We start from the raw sequence: 20,425 nt of genomic DNA, 5'->3' as shown, positions 1-20,425 counted from the left end.
ATTGTCATTCAAATAGGCGCGCATACTGCGCTATTGTTTTACTTGAAAATACACTGTCCTGATATTTTTTCCAATTGATAGCAGGCTGTTTTACAACATCTTGTAACGATTTAAGATAGTCTTGGCGAGAAAGTGTACATGCGCCCAGACTAATTAAATGATCATTGACCAATTGACAGTCAATCCAAGGCAATTGTTGTTCTTGTCCGAGCAGCATCAAACTATAAAATGCCATTTTAGATACATCAGTGCGATGGCTAAACATGGACTCACCAAAACAGCCCTTGCCAATGCTGACCCCATATAAACCACCGACCAAAAGATCTTGCTCCCAAACTTCGACACTGTAGCCATAACCTGCTGCAAAAAGCTGACTGTAACCTTGAATGATCTCTTCAGAAATCCAAGTTTCATTGGCATAGCTACGGGGCAAGGCACAATTGCGAATTACCTGTTCAAAGGCATGATTGACAGTAATGCGATAATCCATTTTTTTCATGTTGCGGATTAAAGACTTACTCGGCTGATAATGTTGCGGAATAATCACGCAACGTGGCTCAGGACTCCACCAACAAATAGGATCACCTTCTGAAAACCATGGAAATAAGCCATGTGTATAGGCTTCATATAAGGTTGAAGGAGAAAGGTCTGCACCTACACAAATCAAGCCTTCACCCTCAGGATCAACTTCAATGGGATCGGGGAAAATGAATTGTGAAGCCGGGAGCGTGTGCATATCAATTGCCGTATGAAGTTTTACGATGAACTTGATTTCATCATACCTAAAAATGCCGTGATAAAAAAACCGCTCAAGGAGAGCGGTCTTTAAACTTGGTCACTAAATTATTCACCAAGTGCATCTAAATATTTTTCTGCATCCAAAGCTGCCATACAACCTGAACCTGCAGAAGTAATCGCTTGGCGATAAATTGAATCGGCCACATCACCTGCAGCAAATACGCCAGCCACAGAAGTTTGAGTCGCATTGCCTGAAGTGCCGCTTTGTACTTGGATATAACCATCACGCAAGTTCAATTGACCTTCGAACATGCCTGTATTCGGTTTGTGACCAATCGCAATGAATAAGCCAGACACATCAACAATTTGAGTAGAGCCATCAGTGGTTGATTTTAAACGTACTGAAGTTACGCCTGTGTTGTCGCCCAAGACTTCATCAACTTGGTTATTCCAAAGAATACTGATTTTGCCTTCTTTTTCTTTGGCAAATAAATGATCTTGCAAGATTTTTTCAGAGCGAAGTGAATCACGACGATGCACCAATGTCACGTGTGATGCAATGTTAGACAGGTATAATGCTTCTTCAACAGCCGTGTTACCACCACCAACGACCATCACTTTTTGGTTTTTGTAGAAGAAACCATCACAGGTAGCACAAGCACTTACGCCTTGACCCATAAATGCTGCTTCAGATTCTAAACCTAAATATTGTGCAGTCGCACCTGTGCAAATGATTAAAGCATCACAGGTAAATTCTTCCATATCACCTTTCAGTACAAATGGGCGCACATTCAGGTTTACTTCATTGATATGGTCATACACGATTTCTGTGCCAAAGCGTTCCGCATGAGCTTGCATACGTTCCATTAACGCTGGGCCTGTTAAACCTTCAGGATCACCTGGCCAGTTATCAACTTCCGTAGTTGTGGTGAGTTGACCACCCAATTGTAAGCCTGCAATTAAAGTCGGTTTTAAGTTGGCACGTGCAGCATATACTGCAGCACTATAACCTGCAGGGCCTGAACCTAAAATAATTAAACGTGAGTGACGAGCGCTCATGCACAGCATCCTTTTTTTATTTAGAAATTTATGGAATTATACGTGAAACAGGATGAGTTTGCTGTGTGATTAAAGTTGATATTACTGATCATGTAAATCGATTTGAGCTATATAGAAAAAGTTAACAACACACTTCAATAATCTTGCATCTTTTTCTAGGCAACACATGCATAATAGAAGGTCTGTTATAATTTATAGCTTGCTGTGTGGTGAAGCTTGCATCGTGAAATGCAACTTAAATGACACAGCTAAATGAAATACAGACGCTCCGAATCAGGTGGCTTTTTAAGACCATCGAACAAACAAAAAACATTGATGAAGAATTGGCGACAGGACAATATATGACTGCGGTGTCGGGTGCTTATGCACATCGCTTAATAGCGACATTATTTTTGGTCTCTTTTGGAATATATCTGTTCCTTGCAACAGTGACCTATACTCCATTTGACCCAGGTTGGATGCACATTTCCAGTGACACCCAACAGGTTTCAAATGCGAGTGGAATCGCAGGTGCGTGGATTGCCGATTTACTGTTTGGCTTTTTAGGTTGGGCGAGTCTGCTTCTTCCTGCTTATTTTTTTATTGAAGCCTTACAAGTCTGGTGGCCACGTAGTTTTTTAAACCGTCCATTTCGTTATGCTGCACAATTCTTCATTTTATTGGCAACAGCAAGTTTGCTGTATTTATTTTGGCAAGTACCTGCCGATACGTTAGACAATGCCTCAGGCGGCATCATTGGTTTTGAACTTGGGAAAAGTTTATCGCAAATTTTAACCATTTATGGAGCAACACTTTTTTTAGTCGTCTTTTGGATTTTCTTATTTACCCTCGCATTTGGGGTGAAGTGGAACAGAACGTGGGCAACTTTAAAAGCTACACCTGCTTATCTGCAAGATTTGTTCTATCGCAATGTACCTGAAGCAGAATCTGACTTTGACCGTTCTACACCACAGGTGAAAAAGACCGTTGTCGCTGCTGCACCTGTGGTTGCTGTTGAAGTGGCATCAACTGATTTAGAAGCAGCAAGTGAACCCGTGGTTGCACAGGCGAAAGAAGCTGAAACAACTGCACCACATCCTGCGGCAGAGCGTATGTTTAATCACATGCAGCAACGTGAAGAAGAAGAGCAACAGGCGCAGCAACAGCTATTGGTGCAAGATGAAATTGATGATGTTGAGTTAGAAAAAACCATCGAAAAGGCGCATCGCTTAGAACAAGACAGCCAGCGTATTGTTGCGACAGGCGAAGTGTGGCGTGCTTTACAAGAAAATACCGACAGTCAGCATAACCAAGACATTCATGCATTATTACGTGCTTCTGAAGAACCAGAGCCACATCTACAATCGAATCCTTTTGATGAAGTGCGTCCTGCATCTACGGCATCTCAAGCCACTGCAAAATCTTCGTTAGATTGGGATGATGATCAAATTTTTGATGAATTGCTCGCAGCAGTTCCGCAAGGCAAAGCTGCAAGTGATTTACACAGCCCATTCCAAAACAGCGGGGCAATGGATACTTTAGATGAGTCTGTGACCCAGCAAGAAACAGTGCATCCGCACTCGAATCCTACGGCTCACAATTTTAACAATGATCTCAGCAGATTTGAGTCAGATTTTAACCCGCCATCGTCAAGTGCTTCGAATACGCAAAATCATGCTGTACGCCAAGAGCGCCATTTGCAGCATGATTTAGACAGTTTAGATGACTTGTTGGTGGATGATCTTTTGGGTGATGAGTTACAGCAAGATGCATTTCAAGATCAAGCGCCTGTAGCGCGTAGTACCAGTAGCTATGCACAAAGTTCTGTTTTTGTTCAGGCACCTATTCAGACGGCAGCCACTGCCGCAGTGATGGCAAACGCAGCGACTGCTACACAGGCTGAACAAGCAGAAAAAGTGGCGTTATCCAAAGAAGCATTTATCGAAGCTTGGCAGGAAACCGCAGGCAAACCACTAGACGAAGATGACTTTGATTTTGATGCGCCGCTGACCGATGCACATGGTCGTCCGATGTCACGCGCCATGCAGGTTGCAGAAAAACGTCGTGATTTATCGCCATTACCGGGTTTGGACTTGCTCGATAAAGTCGATCCAAACAAAAAAGTGAACTTCACCGCAGAACAATTATCGCGCTTGTCGGAATTGCTGGAAATTAAATTACAGGAATTTAATGTCAAAGCCAAAGTGGTTGAAGCACAGCCTGGTCCTGTCGTGACCCGTTTTGAGCTGGATTTGGCACCTGGGGTCAAAGCTTCAAAAGTAACCAATATTTCTCGTGACTTGGCGCGTTCAATGTCGATGGCATCGGTACGTGTGGTCGAAGTGATTCCAGGCAAACCGTATATTGGCATTGAAGTACCGAATAGTTCACGTGAAATGGTACGTTTGATTGAGTTATTACAAACGCCTGCTTTTGAAGATCCAAACGGCATTTTATCTATGGCGATGGGGAAAGACATTTCAGGCAATCCTGTGATTACTGAATTGGGCAAAGCACCACACATGCTCGTAGCAGGGACAACGGGTTCAGGTAAATCAGTGGCAGTGAACTCGATGATTTTGTCGATGTTGCTGAAATACAAGCCTGATCAATTACGCTTAATTTTGATTGACCCGAAACAATTGGAACTCGCCAACTATAACGATATTCCACACTTATTGACGCCTGTAGTGACTGATATGAAAGATGCCGTCAGCGCTTTAAATTGGTGTGTCAATGAAATGGAACGTCGTTATAAGCTAATGTCTTTCCTGAAAATTCGTAAATTAAGCGACTATAACCGTAAGGTTGAAGAATCTATTGCCAATGGTGAAGATTTAATTGATCCAACTTGGAAGCCGGGAGATTCAGCAACGCAAGAACGTGCACCGCGTTTAACACCATTGCCATCTATTGTGATTGTGGCAGATGAGTTTGCCGACATGATCATGCAAGTGGGCAAGAAAGCGGAAGAAATGATTACCCGTTTGGCACAAAAATCACGTGCAGCAGGGATTCACTTACTCTTAGCAACTCAGCGTCCATCGGTGGATGTGATCACAGGTCTAATTAAAGCCAACATTCCAACCCGTGTAGCTTTGCGTGTGAACTCGAAAATTGACTCACGTACTATCTTGGATGCGGGCGGTGCAGAAGACCTGCTTGGTCATGGTGATATGCTATTTTTAGGACCGGGTAAAATTGAGCCAGAACGTGTGCATGGCGCATTTATTTCGGATGATGAAGTCAACCGTATTTGTGATGCGTGGCGTGAGCGTGGCGATCCTGACTATGTCGATGAAATCTTGACGCCATTTGATGAAGAACCATCTTCACGTGGTTTTGAAGATGGTGAAGGCAGTCCAGACCGTGATGTGTTGTATGATCAGTGTGTAGCATTTGTTTTGGAAACACGTAAAGTGTCGACCTCATCTTTACAGCGCAAATTTAGCTTGGGCTATAACCGTGCGGCACGTATTGTCGATCAGATGCAAGAGCAAGGCATTGTGAGCGAGCAAGGAGCAAATGGGAAACGTGAAATTTTAGTGTAAAGCTTTCACTTTCTGTTTGATTTTGAATCAAGTAGTGCTATAAAAAAATCCCGCAATTCAATTGCGGGATTTTTTCTTTTTACACTCAATCTTTTTGGCTGAATTTAGCCAGAGATTGTGTTTAAACAGTTTAAGCAAACTTGGCTAAAACTGCTAAAAAACCATCTTTTTGACGTGGAAATTCAGCAATCACATCGTGAATACGCTGACCTTCAGGATTAGTGGCATTGACATCGCGACCATCGGCAACAAATTGTGTCAATAGACGTTCATAGTCGCTTGGACGCATGTGTTTAAATGCGTGATAGAGTACGTGAAAATCTGCATTCACACCTGCAGGTGGAAGTTGATTCAAATAGGCAAATACACGTTCATCCGACCATGCTTCGTTAAAGGTCGCAGGTTGAGATAATGCCATGGCAATCTCCTTTATATTCTTTTGAAAAAAATAGGGCAAAATAACTAGTGTTATTTTGCCCTGATTCAATTTGCTTGACTAATCAGTATTCAGATTATCGCTCTTCAGGCAAATTGATATTCATTTCCAACATTTCAATATTGGCTTCTGAACGCACAGACATTTGAATATGTTGTTCATCGACACCACGCACGTAGCGATTTACCACTTGCATGATTTCTTTTTTCATCTGATCAATTTTGTCTTGGCTTAAGCGTTTACCTAGACCTTGTTCAGAAGCAACAATCACTTTTAAGCGATCTTTTGCTGTTTGTGCGCTAGATGGCTTGTCTTCACCGCTAAATAATTTGCTCCAAAATCCTGCCATGTCTACGCTCCAAATAATCGTGCTAACCAACCTTTCGGTTTTGTTTCAATATGACGAAACGGACGTTCTTCACCCAAGAAACGTGCAACTAAGTCATCATACGCCTGACCTGCAGCAGCATCGCTATACAGAATGACAGGTTTACCTTCGTTAGATGCTTGAAGTACGCTCTTACATTCAGGAATCACGCCTAAAGTTGGTACACGTAAAATATCTTTAGAAATGTCGTCAATGGTCAGCATTTCTTGTTTATCGGCACGTTCTGGGTTGTAACGTGTAATACACAAGTGCTTACGCACACGACCTTCATTTTGTTCTACTTTTTTGGTTTTGCTGTCAAGCATACCAATAATACGGTCAGAGTCACGTACTGAAGAAATTTCAGGGTTAGTCACAATAATCGCTTCATCGGCATGGTACATTGCAAGAATGGCACCGCGCTCAATCCCTGCAGGTGAGTCGCAAATAATGTAATCAAACTCTTGTGCCAACTCATCCATAATACGTGCCACACCTTCATCGGTGAGGGCATCTTTATCACGGGTTTGTGAAGCTGGAAGAATATAAAGGTTTTCGATATCTTTATCGCGAATTAATGCTTGTTGTAAACGCGCTTCATTATTTAATACATTCACAAAATCATAAACAACGCGACGTTCACAACCCATAATTAAGTCAAGGTTACGTAAACCCACGTCAAAATCGATAACAACAGTTTTGTGACCACGTAGGGCTAAACCTGTTGCAAAAGATGCACTTGTAGTGGTTTTACCTACGCCACCTTTGCCTGATGTTACGACAACAATTTTCGCCACCGAATCCACTCCTGTTATGGTTTAAATTCCCCTATATTTTTTCGGGGATTTTTGGTGATTATTTATACATTAAAATTGTAGAGCTTCAAATACAAGCTCTTGGTTATCATTTAAGTAAATATGCACAGGTTTTTTAGTCACATGCTGAGGAATATCGTCCGCCACGCAATACGTGCCTGCAATAGATACCAATTCTGCTTCTAGGGAATGACAGAAAATTCGTGCCGCAATATTCCCGCCCGCGCCGGCAATGACTCTACCACGTACACTACCATAAATATGTATATTTCCTGAAGCAATCACTTCAGAACCGCTGTTGATGCCTGCGGTTAAAATAATGTCGCCCTGATGTTGTACCAAGCATTGACCTGTACGCAAAATTTCATCGTGATAAGACGTAATATGCGCCACAGCAGGTGCAGTTTCAGCGACTTGATTTTCCGTCTGTTGCTGTTCTGCCGCAGGTTCAGGTTTTACTTCAACCACTTGTTCTTTGGTGGCTTTCACTTCCTGCAATGGACGGTCTTGCGGGATGACAGGGAACTGAATAGCACGTGCCTGATCTGCCATAATGCCTTCAGTCACAGCAATTGGCTGTGCTTCTAGGCTAATTAGCAATTGAATTAGCGCAATCAATTCTTGTTCGACTGAACTTTCAATGACCACCAAAACCCCTGGTGGAAATGATTTTTGCAACATTGGGCTTAGTTGCTGGCGGATCGCATCATGATCATTGGTGTCTAAGCTAATGCGAATCGCATTGACCAATCTGCCTTTTATCCGTATGTCAGCCATAATAATTCCTTAACACTTCTAACTTTGCTGGTTGTTGAAGTCATCTTATAAATAGAGCAAATCCTAGAACAAATTGGGTGAATTCTCTAGTTCAGTTACTAAAAATATTTCACATTGTTTTAGCTAAAATTATCGAAAGACCTTTATGAAATATCGTGTTGTTGTCCTTCATTTAAAATTTGTTGCCATTGTTTAACTTTTACTTGTTTGCGAATTGCTTCTAAACTTTCAAATATCGCTGATTCCACTAATTTATCAATATGCTGATTATGTTCAATCTCAATCTGACTAATTTTTTCAGCAATCATTTGATAAGTTGGATTTTGTACTTGTTGATGCTGCTGTGCAAAAGGTTCAATTAAACCTTGGGTGATATTTTCGCCCAATCGTTGTCCGATACTTTGAATTTGCTGTTCAATACGTCCACCGACCAATGGAATCAGGCGCAGCAATTGCGTCAGTTCAGGCGTATCTTCAATGGCTTGATTCACCACCAACCCGACATTTTTCGCAATCATGTGACGCTGCATTTGTAATTCTTTGCCTAAGGATTCCTGCAAAATATCGGCTAGGGCAATCGCGAGTAATTGACGATGATGCTCGACCAAATCATCAATAAATTGTTTGTGAGTGGTACTGGTGGTCAATTCACGTTGCACACCATTAAGTACCGTGAGCACCACACGGCTACTCAGTTCTTCCATTAGCAAGTTGTAGTAAAAGTTGCCGCGTTTATACCAACTGTCTGGAATGACTTTATAGCCATGGCTATGCAGGTTGTAACCAATCGCGATGGCACGTAATAAACGTAAAAAACGCAATTGCGGAATAATTGCAAGAATTTCATACCAGTGAATAAACGGGAAAAACCACCAACGCTGATGATGTTTGAAAATAATTGCAATACCCCAACGCACGCCCAACTCTACAATTAAAAACGTGGTAAACCAGCCTTCGGTAATCACCACCCAAGGGCGCAATTCTGTTCGATAAAACTGTAAAATTTCAGGTAGACGAATAAAATCGAACAACCATTCGCCAAAATCACTCATTAAAATGGCATTGGCACTTAAACAGAACAAGTTAAAGATGATTAAACCCATCAAAAACAAGTCATAAGCCAAGGCAATTTTCCATCCCCATGAATCTTTACGCAGGGGATGAAAAGAGGATTTGATGACAGGTTCTTCAGACTTTTTCATGGCGTACCTGAATGGTTATGCAGTCGGAGCTGCAAGTTTTTGTTGCATGCTTTCAATCAATTGATCTTTTTCCAGCCACAGTTCATGCACCCATTGCTGAAAACGCTCACGATATTCAGTATCATCTTCGTAATTGCCGCCCAACACCCAAGCTGGAATATTAATTTTGCGTAAATTCACCGCAATGCGCGGCACCTCACCTAACCAAAACTCGCTATAGCCCGGCACGCCATCTGGGTACACAATGGTCATATCTACCAAGGCATCAATTTGATCACCCAAAATATTCAATGCCAAAGCTAAACCACCAGCTTTTGGCTTTAATAAATGTTGATAAGGCGATTGTTGTTGATCATGTTTTTCTTGGGTAAAGCGTGTGCCTTCTAAATAATTCAGCAGGGTAAAGGGCTGACTTAATAACTGTTGGCAGGCTTTACGCGCTTCTTCCATATCGCGGTCTTTCAGCTCAGGTTTTTTGGCAATTTGTGCTTTGCTGTGACGCTTCATCATTGGGAAGCCTAAAATTTTAAAGGCTTGTCCTACAAAGGGAATAAAGATCAGTTCCCACTTGGTAAAAAAGCGGGTCAATGGCATACGGGTTAAGCCAAAATACTGATTTACTGTGGTATCGACCCAACTTTGATGGTTACAGGTCATGAGATAACGACCTTGCATGCTCAGTTGCAAATCTTCATCAATGCTGATATCCCATTGGGTATTGGGTAATACATGATCAATCAGCCAGTTGTTTACACTGAGCCAACTGTTGGTAATTTGAATATTGGTTTCATCGACCTTACGTGACTGCTTTAACAGTTTGGTTAAGCCCAAAGCCAACACAGGAGGGCCGTGAAAAAATGTACTGCCAGTGATGACTGTACCCACGGTGAGACCTTTTGTGATTTTTTTTAATAAAGGGTGTTTCTTTGCTTGCGATGACATATAAATCAATCCTGAAGATAAATCGTCCAATGCGTCACGTGTTTGTAGATGACTCCAATATAAATGTTGTTTTTAAAATAAAAAAGTGTTGAAGTGAAAGTGTGTAGAAATTGTGATGAAGTTATACCAAGATTTGTACATGATCATGTATATTTGTAAGTAAAAGTTTTTTTATTAACAAAAAATCAATGGTCTAAGTATATTTTTTCATTCAATATTCAGCATATACAACAAAACACAAGTAAGGAGGCATGCCATGCGTGCATTAGCAATTTCGGCAGCAGTCGTAGGGGCAATGGTTTTAACTGGTTGTCAAACGACTGGTAACAACCTTGGTGGTATGGAATATGACAAAACTGCGTTAGGCACAGTAATTGGTGCTGCTGCGGGTTATGGCGTCTCTAAAGGTAACGCAAATACAAGCGCACAAAACAACCGTGCTGCAGCGATTGGTGCTGTAGTGGGTGCTGCTGCGGGTGTTTATCTTGACAATAAAGAAAAACAACTTCGTCAACAAATGGCTGGTACAGGCGTAGAAGTAAACCGTAATGCCGATGGTTCTGTTGGCTTGATCATGCCGGGTAACATCACGTTTGATACTAACAAATCAAACATCAAACCAAACTTCTATTCTACCTTGGACAAAGTAGCGCAAACGCTAACCCAAGATAACAAGAGCGGTATTTTGGTAACAGGTTATACTGACAGCACTGGTAACGACGCAATCAACATTCCATTGTCACAAGCACGTGCACAATCGGTTGCAAACTACTTGGCTAGCCGTGGTGTATCAACTTCACGTATTAATGCACAAGGTCACGGTGCTGCAAACCCAATCGCATCGAATGCTACTGCAGAAGGTCGTGAGCAAAACCGTCGTGTAGAAATCAGCATTTATGCAATCCAATAATCTGGCATTGTATAGATTGTAAAGAACCGCCTTCGGGCGGTTTTTTTATGCAAGCAATTTCTAGGGGCTACTCAGCAAATAGACAATGACGTCTAAAGTAGCATTTTAGATTAGTCATCTTTGGCGGAGATGACTATAATCGAGCTCGAACCGAAATAGAGGAAATACTATGACACTGGCAAGTCAGTTAAACGACAAGCAACTTGAAGCGATGAAATACACTCAAGGACCCTTGTTAGTGCTTGCAGGTGCAGGTTCAGGCAAAACTTCGGTGATTACCCGAAAAATTGCCTATTTGGTTAAGCATTGCGGGATTCCTGCGCATCGTATTACAGCGATGACTTTTACCAACAAAGCAGCACGAGAAATGAAAGAGCGTGTGACCAAATTGTTGTCACGTGAAGAAGCTAAAGGATTATCGGTTTCGACTTTCCACACCTTTGGTCTGAATTTATTACGTCATGAATTAAAACACACGCCGTTAAAAGCCAACTTCTCTATTTTAGATGCCGATGACTGCAAACGTATTCTGATGGATTTAATGCACCGCGATAATTTGTCGGGTGCAGAAAGCAAAGAATTGATTGCCAAAGCCATGAAGATGATTTCAGACTGGAAAAATGATCTGATTGCACCAGAGCAGGCGCATACCACCTGCGAAACGCCAGAAGACATCCAGTTTGCACATTTATATCAACTTTATGAACGTAATTTACGTGCCTATAACGCGGTAGATTTTGATGATTTAATTGTAATGCCGACACGACTTTTGCAAGAAAATGCCGAAGTGCGTGACAAGTGGCAAAACCGTGTTCGTTATTTATTGGTCGATGAGTATCAGGACACCAACACCGCACAATATATCTTGGTGAAATTACTTGTGGGCGTAATGGGGCAGTTCACTGCGGTAGGTGACGACGACCAATCGATTTACGCTTGGCGCGGTGCGAAGCCTGAAAATATGGCCTTGCTGAAAGATGATTTCCCGAATTTAAAAGTGATTAAACTTGAGCAAAACTATCGCTCGACCAGTCGCATTTTAAAAGCGGCCAACACCGTCATTGGCAATAATCCACATATTTTTGACAAAAAACTGTGGTCAGATAAAGGTCATGGTGAAGTGATTCGGGTAATTACATGCCGCAATGATGATGATGAATCAGAACGCGTGGTTAAAGACTTACTCACGCATAAACTGATGAATGGTAAAAGCTGGAAAGATTATGCAATTTTGTACCGAGGGAACTTTCAGGCACGTATTCTGGAAACCCAATTACGTCAAATGCAAATTCCTTACAAGCTTTCGGGGGGGCAGTCATTCTTCGCACGTGCTGAAATCAAAGACATCATGAGTTATTTGCGTCTGATTATTAACCCTGAAGATGACAGCGCATTCTTACGCATTATTAACACGCCTAAACGCGCGATTGGTCCTGTGACTTTGGAAAAACTAGGGCTGTTTGCACAGGAAAACCATTTGTCATTATTGGCTGCTGCAGGTGATCAGCGCCTAACCATGGCAATTCCGAAAAAAGCCACGACGCAGTTGGCAGAGTTTTCAGATTTTATTAGCAATTTTACGCGTAACTTATTGGAAGATGATGAACCTGTGCCAATCATCCGTCAAATGATGCTCGAAGCAGGTTATATCGACTACATTAAAGAGCAAGCAGCTACCCCTGCGCAGGAAAAAACCAAGCTAGATAATATCGAAGTTCTATATAGCAGCATCCAAAGTTTGATTAACCGTGCTGAAGATGTCGATGAAAAGAATATTGAAAGCGTGATTCGTAAAATGGTGCTGCTCGATATGCTCGAACAGCAACAGGAAGAAGAAGACACTGATAAAGTCAATTTACTCACCCTGCATGCGTCCAAAGGCTTGGAATTTCCGTACGTGTATTTGATTGGTTTGGAAGAAGAGCTTTTACCGCATAAAAACTCAATTGTGGCAGATACTGTCGAGGAAGAACGCCGTTTGATGTACGTGGGGATTACTCGTGCACGTCAGGGCTTAACCATTACTTTGGCAGAGCAGCGCAAAGCGGGCGGGCAAATGAAACAAATGACCCCAAGTCGTTTTTTGGATGAATTACCACAAGATGAATTGGAATGGCTCGGACGTAAGAAAAAGTTAGCCGGTGATGTCGATCCGAAATTACAGGCACAGCATTATTTGGAAAATTTACGTGCCTTAATCAAGCGCTAATTTTTTGAAAATACTTAGGGCATTGATGCAAGTACAGCATCAAATGGCACATCGAAAATCGAAAGAAAATTGAAAATTTAAAAACAGGATAAACTTCATGAAAGTTCAAGTTAAAGTCTTAGATTCACGTTTAGGCACAGAATGGCCAATGCCAACTTATGCAACCGCAGGTTCGGCAGGTTTGGACTTACGTGCTTGTGTAGACAGCAGCACCGTGATTGAGCCGGGTCAAACAGTCTTGGTCAAAACAGGTTTAGCGATTTATATTCAAGATACAGGTTTTGCAGGCATGATTTTGCCGCGTTCAGGCTTGGGTCACAAACATGGCATCGTGTTGGGGAACTTGGTGGGTTTGATTGATTCAGATTATCAGGGTGAATTGATGGTTTCGGTGTGGAACCGTAGCCAAACAGCATTTAGCTTAGAACCTGGTGAGCGTTTAGCGCAATACGTTTTGGTTCCTGTGGTACAGGCCAAGTTTGAACAAGTAGATGAATTTGTTGCCACCGAACGTGGTGCAGGTGGTTTTGGGCATACGGGCAAAAACTAAGTTACTTAGGTTTCAGCCTATATCGTTTGGTAAAGTTTTATCTGAAACTTTACCAACAATTCTTGAAAAGTAACGAAAGATGTACTAATAATGACAAGTAAATCACTAGCTCTGATGAGACCATTGCACATCTATTAAAAAATCTAATTAGAATTTTCAAAATATCTCGAGCCAAGATTTATTCACTTTATGTTGGCTCATCTTTGTAGTTGTAAGCCTATGAACAATCCACAAACACTTTTTCCTCAGCATATTTTTCGCGCTTACGACATTCGTGGCAAAGAAACTGTGCTGACCGCGAAATTGGTACACGCCATTGCACAAGGATTGGTGCAACAATATCAACAAGAAAAGCAAACTCAAATTAGTATTGGTTATGATGCGCGTTTAAATAGCCCCGCTTATGCTGAAATTATGCGCCAAGTCTTTCTTGCCCATCAATTTCAAGTGACGATGGTGGGTTGTTGTTCTAGCCCGATGTTGTATTTTATGGCACGACACACGGCAGGCAATGGCATTATGCTTACGGCCAGTCATAATCCAAAATCAGACAACGGCATTAAATGGATTGTGCAGGGCGAACCGCCAACCCCTGAAATGATTCAACACGTGGCACACGATGCAGCGCCATATTATTTAAATACCGATGCAGCACCATCCATCGCCTCACAACACGCCACCAATATTTCACATGAATTTATTGAAGATGCGTGTCAGCAATATCAGCAGGCAATGTTGAACGATATTCAACTGGCGGGCACTTTTAAAGTGGTTTTAGATGGGATGTATGGTTCGGCAGGTCATTGCGCTGCTTTGGTTTTGCAAAAAATGGGCTGTGAGGTGATTGCTTTACGCTGCGAAGCCAATGGTCATTTTCCAGAACATGCACCCGATCCATCACAAGAAAAACACTTACAACATTTAAAAGCTGCGGTGCGTGAACATCAGGCGGACATTGGCATTGCTTTAGATGGCGATGGTGATCGTGTCGTCCTCTTGGATGAACATGCCAATGTGCTTTCAGCAGATCGTTTGCTGTCTTTATTTGCAGAAATGTGTTTAAAAACTCATCCTCAGCATCAAGTGGTGTTTGATGTAAAATGCTCCACTATGGTGCGCAATACCGTGCGTGATTTGGGTGGCGAAGCGGTGATGATTCGCACGGGCAGTACCTTCTTGCGGCGTTATTTGGCGCAGTCGCAAGGCAAGGCTGTGTTCGGTGGCGAATACGCAGGACATTATGTATTCAATGATGGACGTGGTTTTGGCTATGACGATGGTATTTACGCAGCGCTGCGCGTGTTGGAATATTTAAGCCACAGTAATTACAGCAGCCTTTCGGCATTGATGCAGAAATACCCTGAGCGTTGCTGCACTGAAGACACGTATATCAGCACACGGAATATTGAACCGAGTGCGGTTTTAAATGATGTTGAAAGTTCTAGCCATCGCAGTGGTGCAGAATTAAGTAAAATAGATGGTGTAAGACTTGATTTTGAAGATGGATTTGGCATTATTCGAGCATCCAATACAGGCGAATATTTTACGGTGCGTTTTGATGCCGATAATCCATCACGACTGAATGATATTCGCGATACATTTGTTTCCATGTTAAGTGAGCGATACCCTGAAATCGCCCAAGACATTTTAGATGCTCAATAAGGAGAGGCGAATGCCACATCAACAGACTGGTATCGACAAAGCGCAAATTTTGACTGAAGCTTTGCCGTATATTCAACGTTTTGCGGGCAAGACCCTTGTTGTGAAATATGGCGGCAATGCCATGACCGATCCTGAGCTGGAAAGTTCTTTTGCTCGTGATATCGTGTTGTTAAAGACTGTAGGCTTAAACCCGATTGTGGTGCATGGCGGTGGTCCACAAGTGGATTCTATGCTCAAGCAATTGGGACGTGAGTCTGACCGTATTGATGGCATGCGTGTCACCGATCCTACGACTATGGAAGTCGTAGAAATGGTCTTGGGTGGTAGCGTCAACAAATCTATCGTCAATCTGATTAACCAACATGGCGGTCGTGCCATTGGTTTGACGGGTAAAGATGGTAACTTGATTCGCGCACAAAAATTATTGATGCAAAAAACTACTGAAACAGGCGAAGTACAACAAATTGACCTTGGTTTGGTGGGTGAAGTGGTGGGTGTCAAAACCGACGTGTTGGAAATGTTTACCAGCAGCGACTTTATTCCAGTGATTGCACCTTTAGGTGTCGATGATGCAGGCAATACCTATAACATTAATGCCGATTTAGTCGCAGGTAAAGTTGCCGAAGCATTGGGTGCGGAAAAGTTAATTTTGCTGACCAATATTACGGGTGTATTAGACGAAAATAAAAACCTGTTAACTGGTTTGACTACGCAGGAAGTAGATCGTTTAATTGATACAGGCGTGATTTACGGTGGCATGATTCCAAAAGTGGGTTGTGCATTGGATGCAGTTAAAGGCGGTGTAATCAGTGCACATATTGTAGATGGTCGTGTGCCACATGCTACTTTATTGGAAATCTTTACTGATCATGGTGTGGGAACATTAATTACCAACCGTGTCCAAACGCGTAAATAAAACTCTATAAGATGATCCCTAAAAGAGCTTCACAATTGAAGCTCTTTTTTATGTCAAATTTACGGCAAGAAACTGAAATTTTGTTGATTCAGCATCCTTGAAATTGCTTTGCACCTATCCTGCAATCTTAAAATTGTAGTCGCTAAAATCGCGGTCATCATAGTGTCATGCTGCTGTCCTAGTGTAGGAGAAAACATGAGGTATCTATGATGCTACAAAAATTAAATCAGTATCGTCAGCAGTTTAGCTTTCCTATGGTTAAAGTGGGTAAAGCACAGAAAAAAAACAGCAAAGCTACGCAATATGCGTTTGAATGGGTTGAAAATTTAAAGCAACTACAAGAAGTACAGCGCTTTCGTGCACAGCAATTTTCCAAGCAATTTGGCATTGAATTTGAATCGGGTTTAGATCAGGACTTGTACGATTTTGGCTGTGAACACGCCGTACTCAGAGATAAATCTACGGGTGAAATTGTTGCTTATACTCGTTTAAAACTTTGGCAAGGGCATGAGCTAGCCAACAGTTATAGTGCGCACGAGTTTAAAATTATAGATGAGTTAGGGCATCTCTCGAATATTGTCGAAATGGGGCGTACTTGTGTGCATCCACGTTATCGTTCAGGCAAAACACTCTCTATTTTATGGCTGAATTTAGTGCCTAAAGTGTTATGGGAAATGCGTGCCAAATACATGATTGGCTGTGTCAGTATTCGTTTGGAAGGTAATGAAGCACGCGCGTATCATACCCATCAAGCGATTCAACAATTGGCAGAAAATCAACGCTGCGATATTCAGTCACAGCAGCCGTTTGAGCCAAGTTGTCCAAGTCATAGCTTTAGCCAAGATGAACGAATACCTAAACTGTTTGATGTTTATCTGAAAATGAATGCTAAGCTGTCTGAGCAAGCATTTTATGACCGTGAGTTTAACTGTCTAGATTATTTTGTTTTGTTAGATGTGAAACAAATGGCGAAACATTTTATTCGCCAAAAGAAAGTGAAAGCATCTTAACTAGAATAATTAAGCAGAGATTTCTACAGCACTGCATATCTATGAAGTGGTACTGTAGAAATCTATTTATATTTTTCAGATTTGAATTATCCACATGGCTGATGCACAATAATCAGATAATTTCATTATTTGTATAAAGATAAGGCCTTATGTGTCAGTTGCTTGGAATGAATTGTGCGACACCTACCGATATTACCTTTTCATTTCGGGGATTTTCGCAGCGCGCAGGAATCACCTCAGATCATTCTGATGGCTTTGGCATTGCTTTTTTTGAAGATAAAGCTTGCCGTTTATTTGTCGATAACCAGTCTGCAGTGGAATCACCCATTGCAGAATTGATCCGCAACTATCCCATTAAATCGCGTAATGTGATTGCCCATATTCGTAAAGCGACACAAGGCAAAATTAATTTAGAAAATTCGCATCCGTTTAGTCGTGAGTTGTGGGGACGCCAATGGATTTTTGCCCATAATGGTGATTTACATGACTTTCATCCACGTTTATCAGGTCGTTTTACCCCAGTGGGTAATACCGACAGTGAACGTGCATTTTGTTATTTGTTAGATCAATTGGTAAATCGTTTTGGTTATGATGAGCCTAGCCTGACGCAAATTTTTGACTTGTTAGCCGAAATTTCTCCTAAAATTGCAGAACATGGCACTTTTAATTTTTGTTTGTCCAATGGTCAGGCATTATTTAGTTATGCGGTGACCAAATTACATTGGTTGGTGCGTGCTTATCCATTTCAACCTGCACAATTAATTGATTTAGATGTTGAGGTCGATTTTAGCCAAGTTACTACAGCAGAGGATTGTGTGGCAGTGATTACCACTGAACCCTTGACTCAAAATGAAACATGGACAGCATTTCAGCCAGGTGAAATGATTTTATTTCAACATGGACGCCCAATTAAAACCCAAATGACACATATTGCGCGTTTGGAACGTGAGCGTTTAAATCCTGAATTAAGACGGATCACCAAAGCGGATCAATACTAATTTATACGGGTATGTGTGGTTGAAAAATATTCATTTTATTATTGTACAATTCAATTAAATCAAGAATGAAAATGTATAAATTGGTTAATTAATAATTGATTCTTTTAGTCGGGTATTTTTGTTAAAATTTATTTAAATCAATGTCTTGTGTTGTTTTTGTGCGATTTAAACCAATCCCTACCAATTCGCTTCATTTTTATTTATGGGAAATACGGCTACCATTCCGCAATGTGATTAATCATTTATTTCTGTAAGGTGGTCGTATGAAGATGAAATGGGTTCCAGAATACAACACTGGTATCGATGTGATTGACGATCAGCATAAACGTATCCTCGATTATATTAATGAAATTGTTGAAATTAGCGATGGTACAGATCGAGCACGTGTAAAGCAGATTTTAAATAATATTATTGATTACACCCAGTCGCATTTTACGTTTGAAGAATCATTACAAGAAGAAGCGGGTTATAAATACCGCGTACCACATAAACGTGTGCATGATTTATTCATTAAAAAAATTGAGTCTTATCGCGATCGTTTTGAAATGGGACAATCCATTGAAGGCGAATTGCATGAAGTCTTATCAAAATGGTTAATTAATCATATTCAACACGATGACGCCGATTATGTCGGTGCAGTGAAAGAGAATATGATGGGTATTATTAAGGAAAATGAGAAGAAGAAAGGTAAAGGCTGGTTCGCTCGTTTCTTCTCATAAGTCTGAAGCCATAAAAATGAAAGAATAAAAATTATAAATTTGCGCAGCAAGCTATCTAACGATAGTTTGCTTTTTCTTTTTTGAGGTTTTGCTTTTCCTTGATGACAAAGGCAAAATAGCCGTAGATTTTTATTAGGACAGCGTCATGCAGGACAATGCTATGTCACGATGGTTATCGCCGCTGATGGCATTTGGTTTATCATTCATTATTATTGCCACACTCGCACCAATGACAGGTATTCAGGTTGAGCGCCAGCTCGACTTTTGGTTGTTGTGGTTAGCAACCATGCTGATTTTGGCATTACCGATTACTTATTTGGAAATTGCCTTAGCCAAACGCTCAAAAACGACAGCATTACAAGCACTTTCAAGTTTAACCCGTGATGCCGATGCTTCTCAAAAATGGCGTTTGGTGGGCTGGCTTGCAGTGGTGTTCATTCCATTTTTAGCAGGCGGTTTGTTGTCTAATGCTGCGCAAATTTTAAATCAATATGCCGCTGCAGACTTGGCTAGTCATGTCTTATTTGTGATTGTGGCTGTTTTAGCACTGGCATTGTCATTAGTTCCGCGTCAAATTTTATTGTTGTGTACTGCTGTTGCTATTGTGGCGGCTTTGGTTTTAGCAATGGTGATGGGTTCAGAACTTCCTGCATGGCAAGTCACCTCAATCGAGTTTAGTGAATGGGGCAGTGCAACCGTTTTGGCTTTGGTGGCCAGTGGTTTAGGCATGGGCTTGTACTGGCAAACCAGTTTGCCGCAAGTACAGCAACAATCTGCAGCAACCTCAACGGTATTGCCAATTTGGATTGCACAGCTATTGGCAGTCGTTGCTTTTGCATTCTTTGCCGTGCAAGCACAAATTCCAGCGTTGGCTTTGGTGGTGGCAACTGTTGCAGCAGCAGCGGTTCTATTGCAATTGGCACGTGAACAATTGGCACAACGTCAAATGGCGGTTGCGATTCAGTGGATTGTATTGATTGCAGCAACTTTGGTTTGGGCAATTCCTGCCATTGGTCCTGTATTTAATTTTGCCTTATTGCTTTGGGGCTTAGTTATTTGTTTGATTTACGCAATTTTTGCAGGCTGGATTATGAAAATCAGCCATTTGCGTAAAGCCATGAACTTTAGCAGTGAAGCCTTTTATAACATTTGGCGTATTGCGGTACGTGTGGTGTTACCTGTATCTATCGTAGTGGCGATGGTGGCGTTAATTGGACAGTGGATCGCATGAGTCAAATGGCGCAGGTTTGGGTGGCGTATGCCACACCCGAACAACAATGGCATGTGGCTGTCGCATTTCAGCAGGGCATGACTGTACTGGATGCAATTCAGCAGAGTGGACTTGTGACAGCAACGACTTTACCTGAACCGTTGATGCTGGGTATTTTTGGTGTACGGGTTGAGCCGCAGCATGTATTACAAGCAGGTGATAGGGTTGAGATTTATCGTGCTTTGACCATTAACCCGAAAGATATTCGTCGTAAACGTGCCGCAAAGAACCCTGTAGGGCGTTATGCCAAAAGCAATCGCTTGAAACAATTGCAATGATTTTAAAAACCCCTCAGATGAATTTCAGTGAGGGGTT

Annotated in this window: 19 protein-coding genes; 11 read left to right on the top strand and 8 right to left on the bottom strand. The window is 41.7% G+C overall.

Annotation, left to right across the window (positions count from 1 at the left end; all coding sequences use genetic code 11):
* Positions 1–4: 4 nt before the first annotated feature.
* Both aat and trxB read right to left on the bottom strand, forming a co-directional pair.
* Positions 5–736: a leucyl/phenylalanyl-tRNA--protein transferase gene (gene aat / locus FTU92_RS05865; protein WP_096902699.1), complete on the bottom strand. Its 732-nt coding sequence runs from the start codon at positions 734–736 to the stop codon at positions 5–7.
* 107 nt (positions 737–843) lie between these two features.
* Positions 844–1,797: a thioredoxin-disulfide reductase gene (trxB, locus tag FTU92_RS05860; RefSeq protein ID WP_004975288.1), complete on the bottom strand. Its 954-nt coding sequence runs from the start codon at positions 1,795–1,797 to the stop codon at positions 844–846.
* Between the two features lie 341 nt (positions 1,798–2,138).
* Here trxB and FTU92_RS05855 point away from each other — a divergent pair, with 341 nt between their 5' ends.
* Positions 2,139–5,327 (top strand): DNA translocase FtsK, encoded by a 3,189-nt coding sequence (locus FTU92_RS05855; RefSeq protein WP_180095888.1) that lies wholly within the window; start codon positions 2,139–2,141, stop codon positions 5,325–5,327.
* A gap of 130 nt (positions 5,328–5,457) precedes the next feature.
* Here the strand turns inward: FTU92_RS05855 and FTU92_RS05850 are convergent, their stop codons facing one another.
* The 6 genes from FTU92_RS05850 to FTU92_RS05825 form a co-directional block, all read right to left on the bottom strand.
* Complete coding sequence (locus FTU92_RS05850) at positions 5,458–5,745, bottom strand: PA4642 family protein (protein WP_004975291.1); 288 nt, start codon at positions 5,743–5,745, stop codon at positions 5,458–5,460.
* A gap of 94 nt (positions 5,746–5,839) precedes the next feature.
* A complete protein-coding gene (minE, locus tag FTU92_RS05845; RefSeq protein ID WP_096902698.1) occupies positions 5,840–6,112 on the bottom strand; it encodes a cell division topological specificity factor MinE in 273 nt (90 codons plus the stop codon).
* 2 nt (positions 6,113–6,114) lie between these two features.
* Entirely contained in the window at positions 6,115–6,927 is an 813-nt protein-coding gene (gene minD, locus FTU92_RS05840) for a septum site-determining protein MinD (protein ID WP_096902697.1), read from the bottom strand.
* 69 nt (positions 6,928–6,996) lie between these two features.
* Entirely contained in the window at positions 6,997–7,722 is a 726-nt protein-coding gene (gene minC / locus FTU92_RS05835; RefSeq protein ID WP_096902696.1) for a septum site-determining protein MinC, read from the bottom strand.
* A gap of 143 nt (positions 7,723–7,865) precedes the next feature.
* Complete coding sequence (locus FTU92_RS05830; protein WP_004975298.1) at positions 7,866–8,924, bottom strand: hypothetical protein; 1,059 nt, start codon at positions 8,922–8,924, stop codon at positions 7,866–7,868.
* 15 nt (positions 8,925–8,939) lie between these two features.
* Complete coding sequence (locus FTU92_RS05825; RefSeq protein ID WP_004975299.1) at positions 8,940–9,866, bottom strand: acyltransferase; 927 nt, start codon at positions 9,864–9,866, stop codon at positions 8,940–8,942.
* A gap of 256 nt (positions 9,867–10,122) precedes the next feature.
* Here FTU92_RS05825 and FTU92_RS05820 point away from each other — a divergent pair, with 256 nt between their 5' ends.
* From FTU92_RS05820 to FTU92_RS05775, 10 genes are all read left to right on the top strand, one after another.
* Positions 10,123–10,776 carry an OmpA family protein gene (locus FTU92_RS05820; RefSeq protein ID WP_179989608.1) on the top strand — a complete coding sequence of 218 codons (654 nt, stop codon included), beginning with the start codon at positions 10,123–10,125 and terminating at the stop codon, positions 10,774–10,776.
* Positions 10,777–10,945: 169 nt separating this feature from the next.
* Positions 10,946–12,985, top strand: coding sequence for a UvrD-helicase domain-containing protein (locus FTU92_RS05815; protein WP_179991299.1), 2,040 nt, complete (start codon positions 10,946–10,948; stop codon positions 12,983–12,985).
* A gap of 97 nt (positions 12,986–13,082) precedes the next feature.
* Positions 13,083–13,535, top strand: coding sequence for a dUTP diphosphatase (gene dut, locus FTU92_RS05810; protein ID WP_004975307.1), 453 nt, complete (start codon positions 13,083–13,085; stop codon positions 13,533–13,535).
* Between the two features lie 219 nt (positions 13,536–13,754).
* Complete coding sequence (locus FTU92_RS05805) at positions 13,755–15,197, top strand: phosphomannomutase/phosphoglucomutase (protein ID WP_004975308.1); 1,443 nt, start codon at positions 13,755–13,757, stop codon at positions 15,195–15,197.
* A 10-nt stretch (positions 15,198–15,207) separates the two neighbouring features.
* Positions 15,208–16,113 (top strand): acetylglutamate kinase, encoded by a 906-nt coding sequence (argB, locus tag FTU92_RS05800; protein ID WP_004975310.1) that lies wholly within the window; start codon positions 15,208–15,210, stop codon positions 16,111–16,113.
* 209 nt (positions 16,114–16,322) lie between these two features.
* A complete protein-coding gene (locus FTU92_RS05795) occupies positions 16,323–17,123 on the top strand; it encodes a GNAT family N-acetyltransferase (protein ID WP_180095886.1) in 801 nt (266 codons plus the stop codon).
* A gap of 149 nt (positions 17,124–17,272) precedes the next feature.
* Positions 17,273–18,121 (top strand): class II glutamine amidotransferase, encoded by an 849-nt coding sequence (locus FTU92_RS05790; RefSeq protein WP_096902262.1) that lies wholly within the window; start codon positions 17,273–17,275, stop codon positions 18,119–18,121.
* Between the two features lie 263 nt (positions 18,122–18,384).
* On the top strand, positions 18,385–18,840 hold the full coding sequence (locus FTU92_RS05785) for a bacteriohemerythrin (protein ID WP_096902263.1): 456 nt from the start codon (positions 18,385–18,387) through the stop codon (positions 18,838–18,840).
* Positions 18,841–18,985: 145 nt separating this feature from the next.
* Positions 18,986–20,071, top strand: a complete 1,086-nt coding sequence (locus FTU92_RS05780; protein ID WP_096902264.1) for a hypothetical protein — start codon at positions 18,986–18,988, stop codon at positions 20,069–20,071.
* Positions 20,068–20,388, top strand: coding sequence for an RnfH family protein (locus FTU92_RS05775; RefSeq protein ID WP_136144088.1), 321 nt, complete (start codon positions 20,068–20,070; stop codon positions 20,386–20,388). The genes FTU92_RS05780 and FTU92_RS05775 overlap by 4 nt, the downstream gene beginning before the upstream one ends.
* The last annotated feature ends 37 nt before the right edge of the window (positions 20,389–20,425 follow it).

The organism is Acinetobacter sp. YH12205 (assembly GCF_013418125.1).
Classification (GTDB): Bacteria; Pseudomonadota; Gammaproteobacteria; order Pseudomonadales; family Moraxellaceae; genus Acinetobacter; species Acinetobacter towneri.
This window is presented reverse-complemented; position numbering and strand designations above follow the sequence as displayed.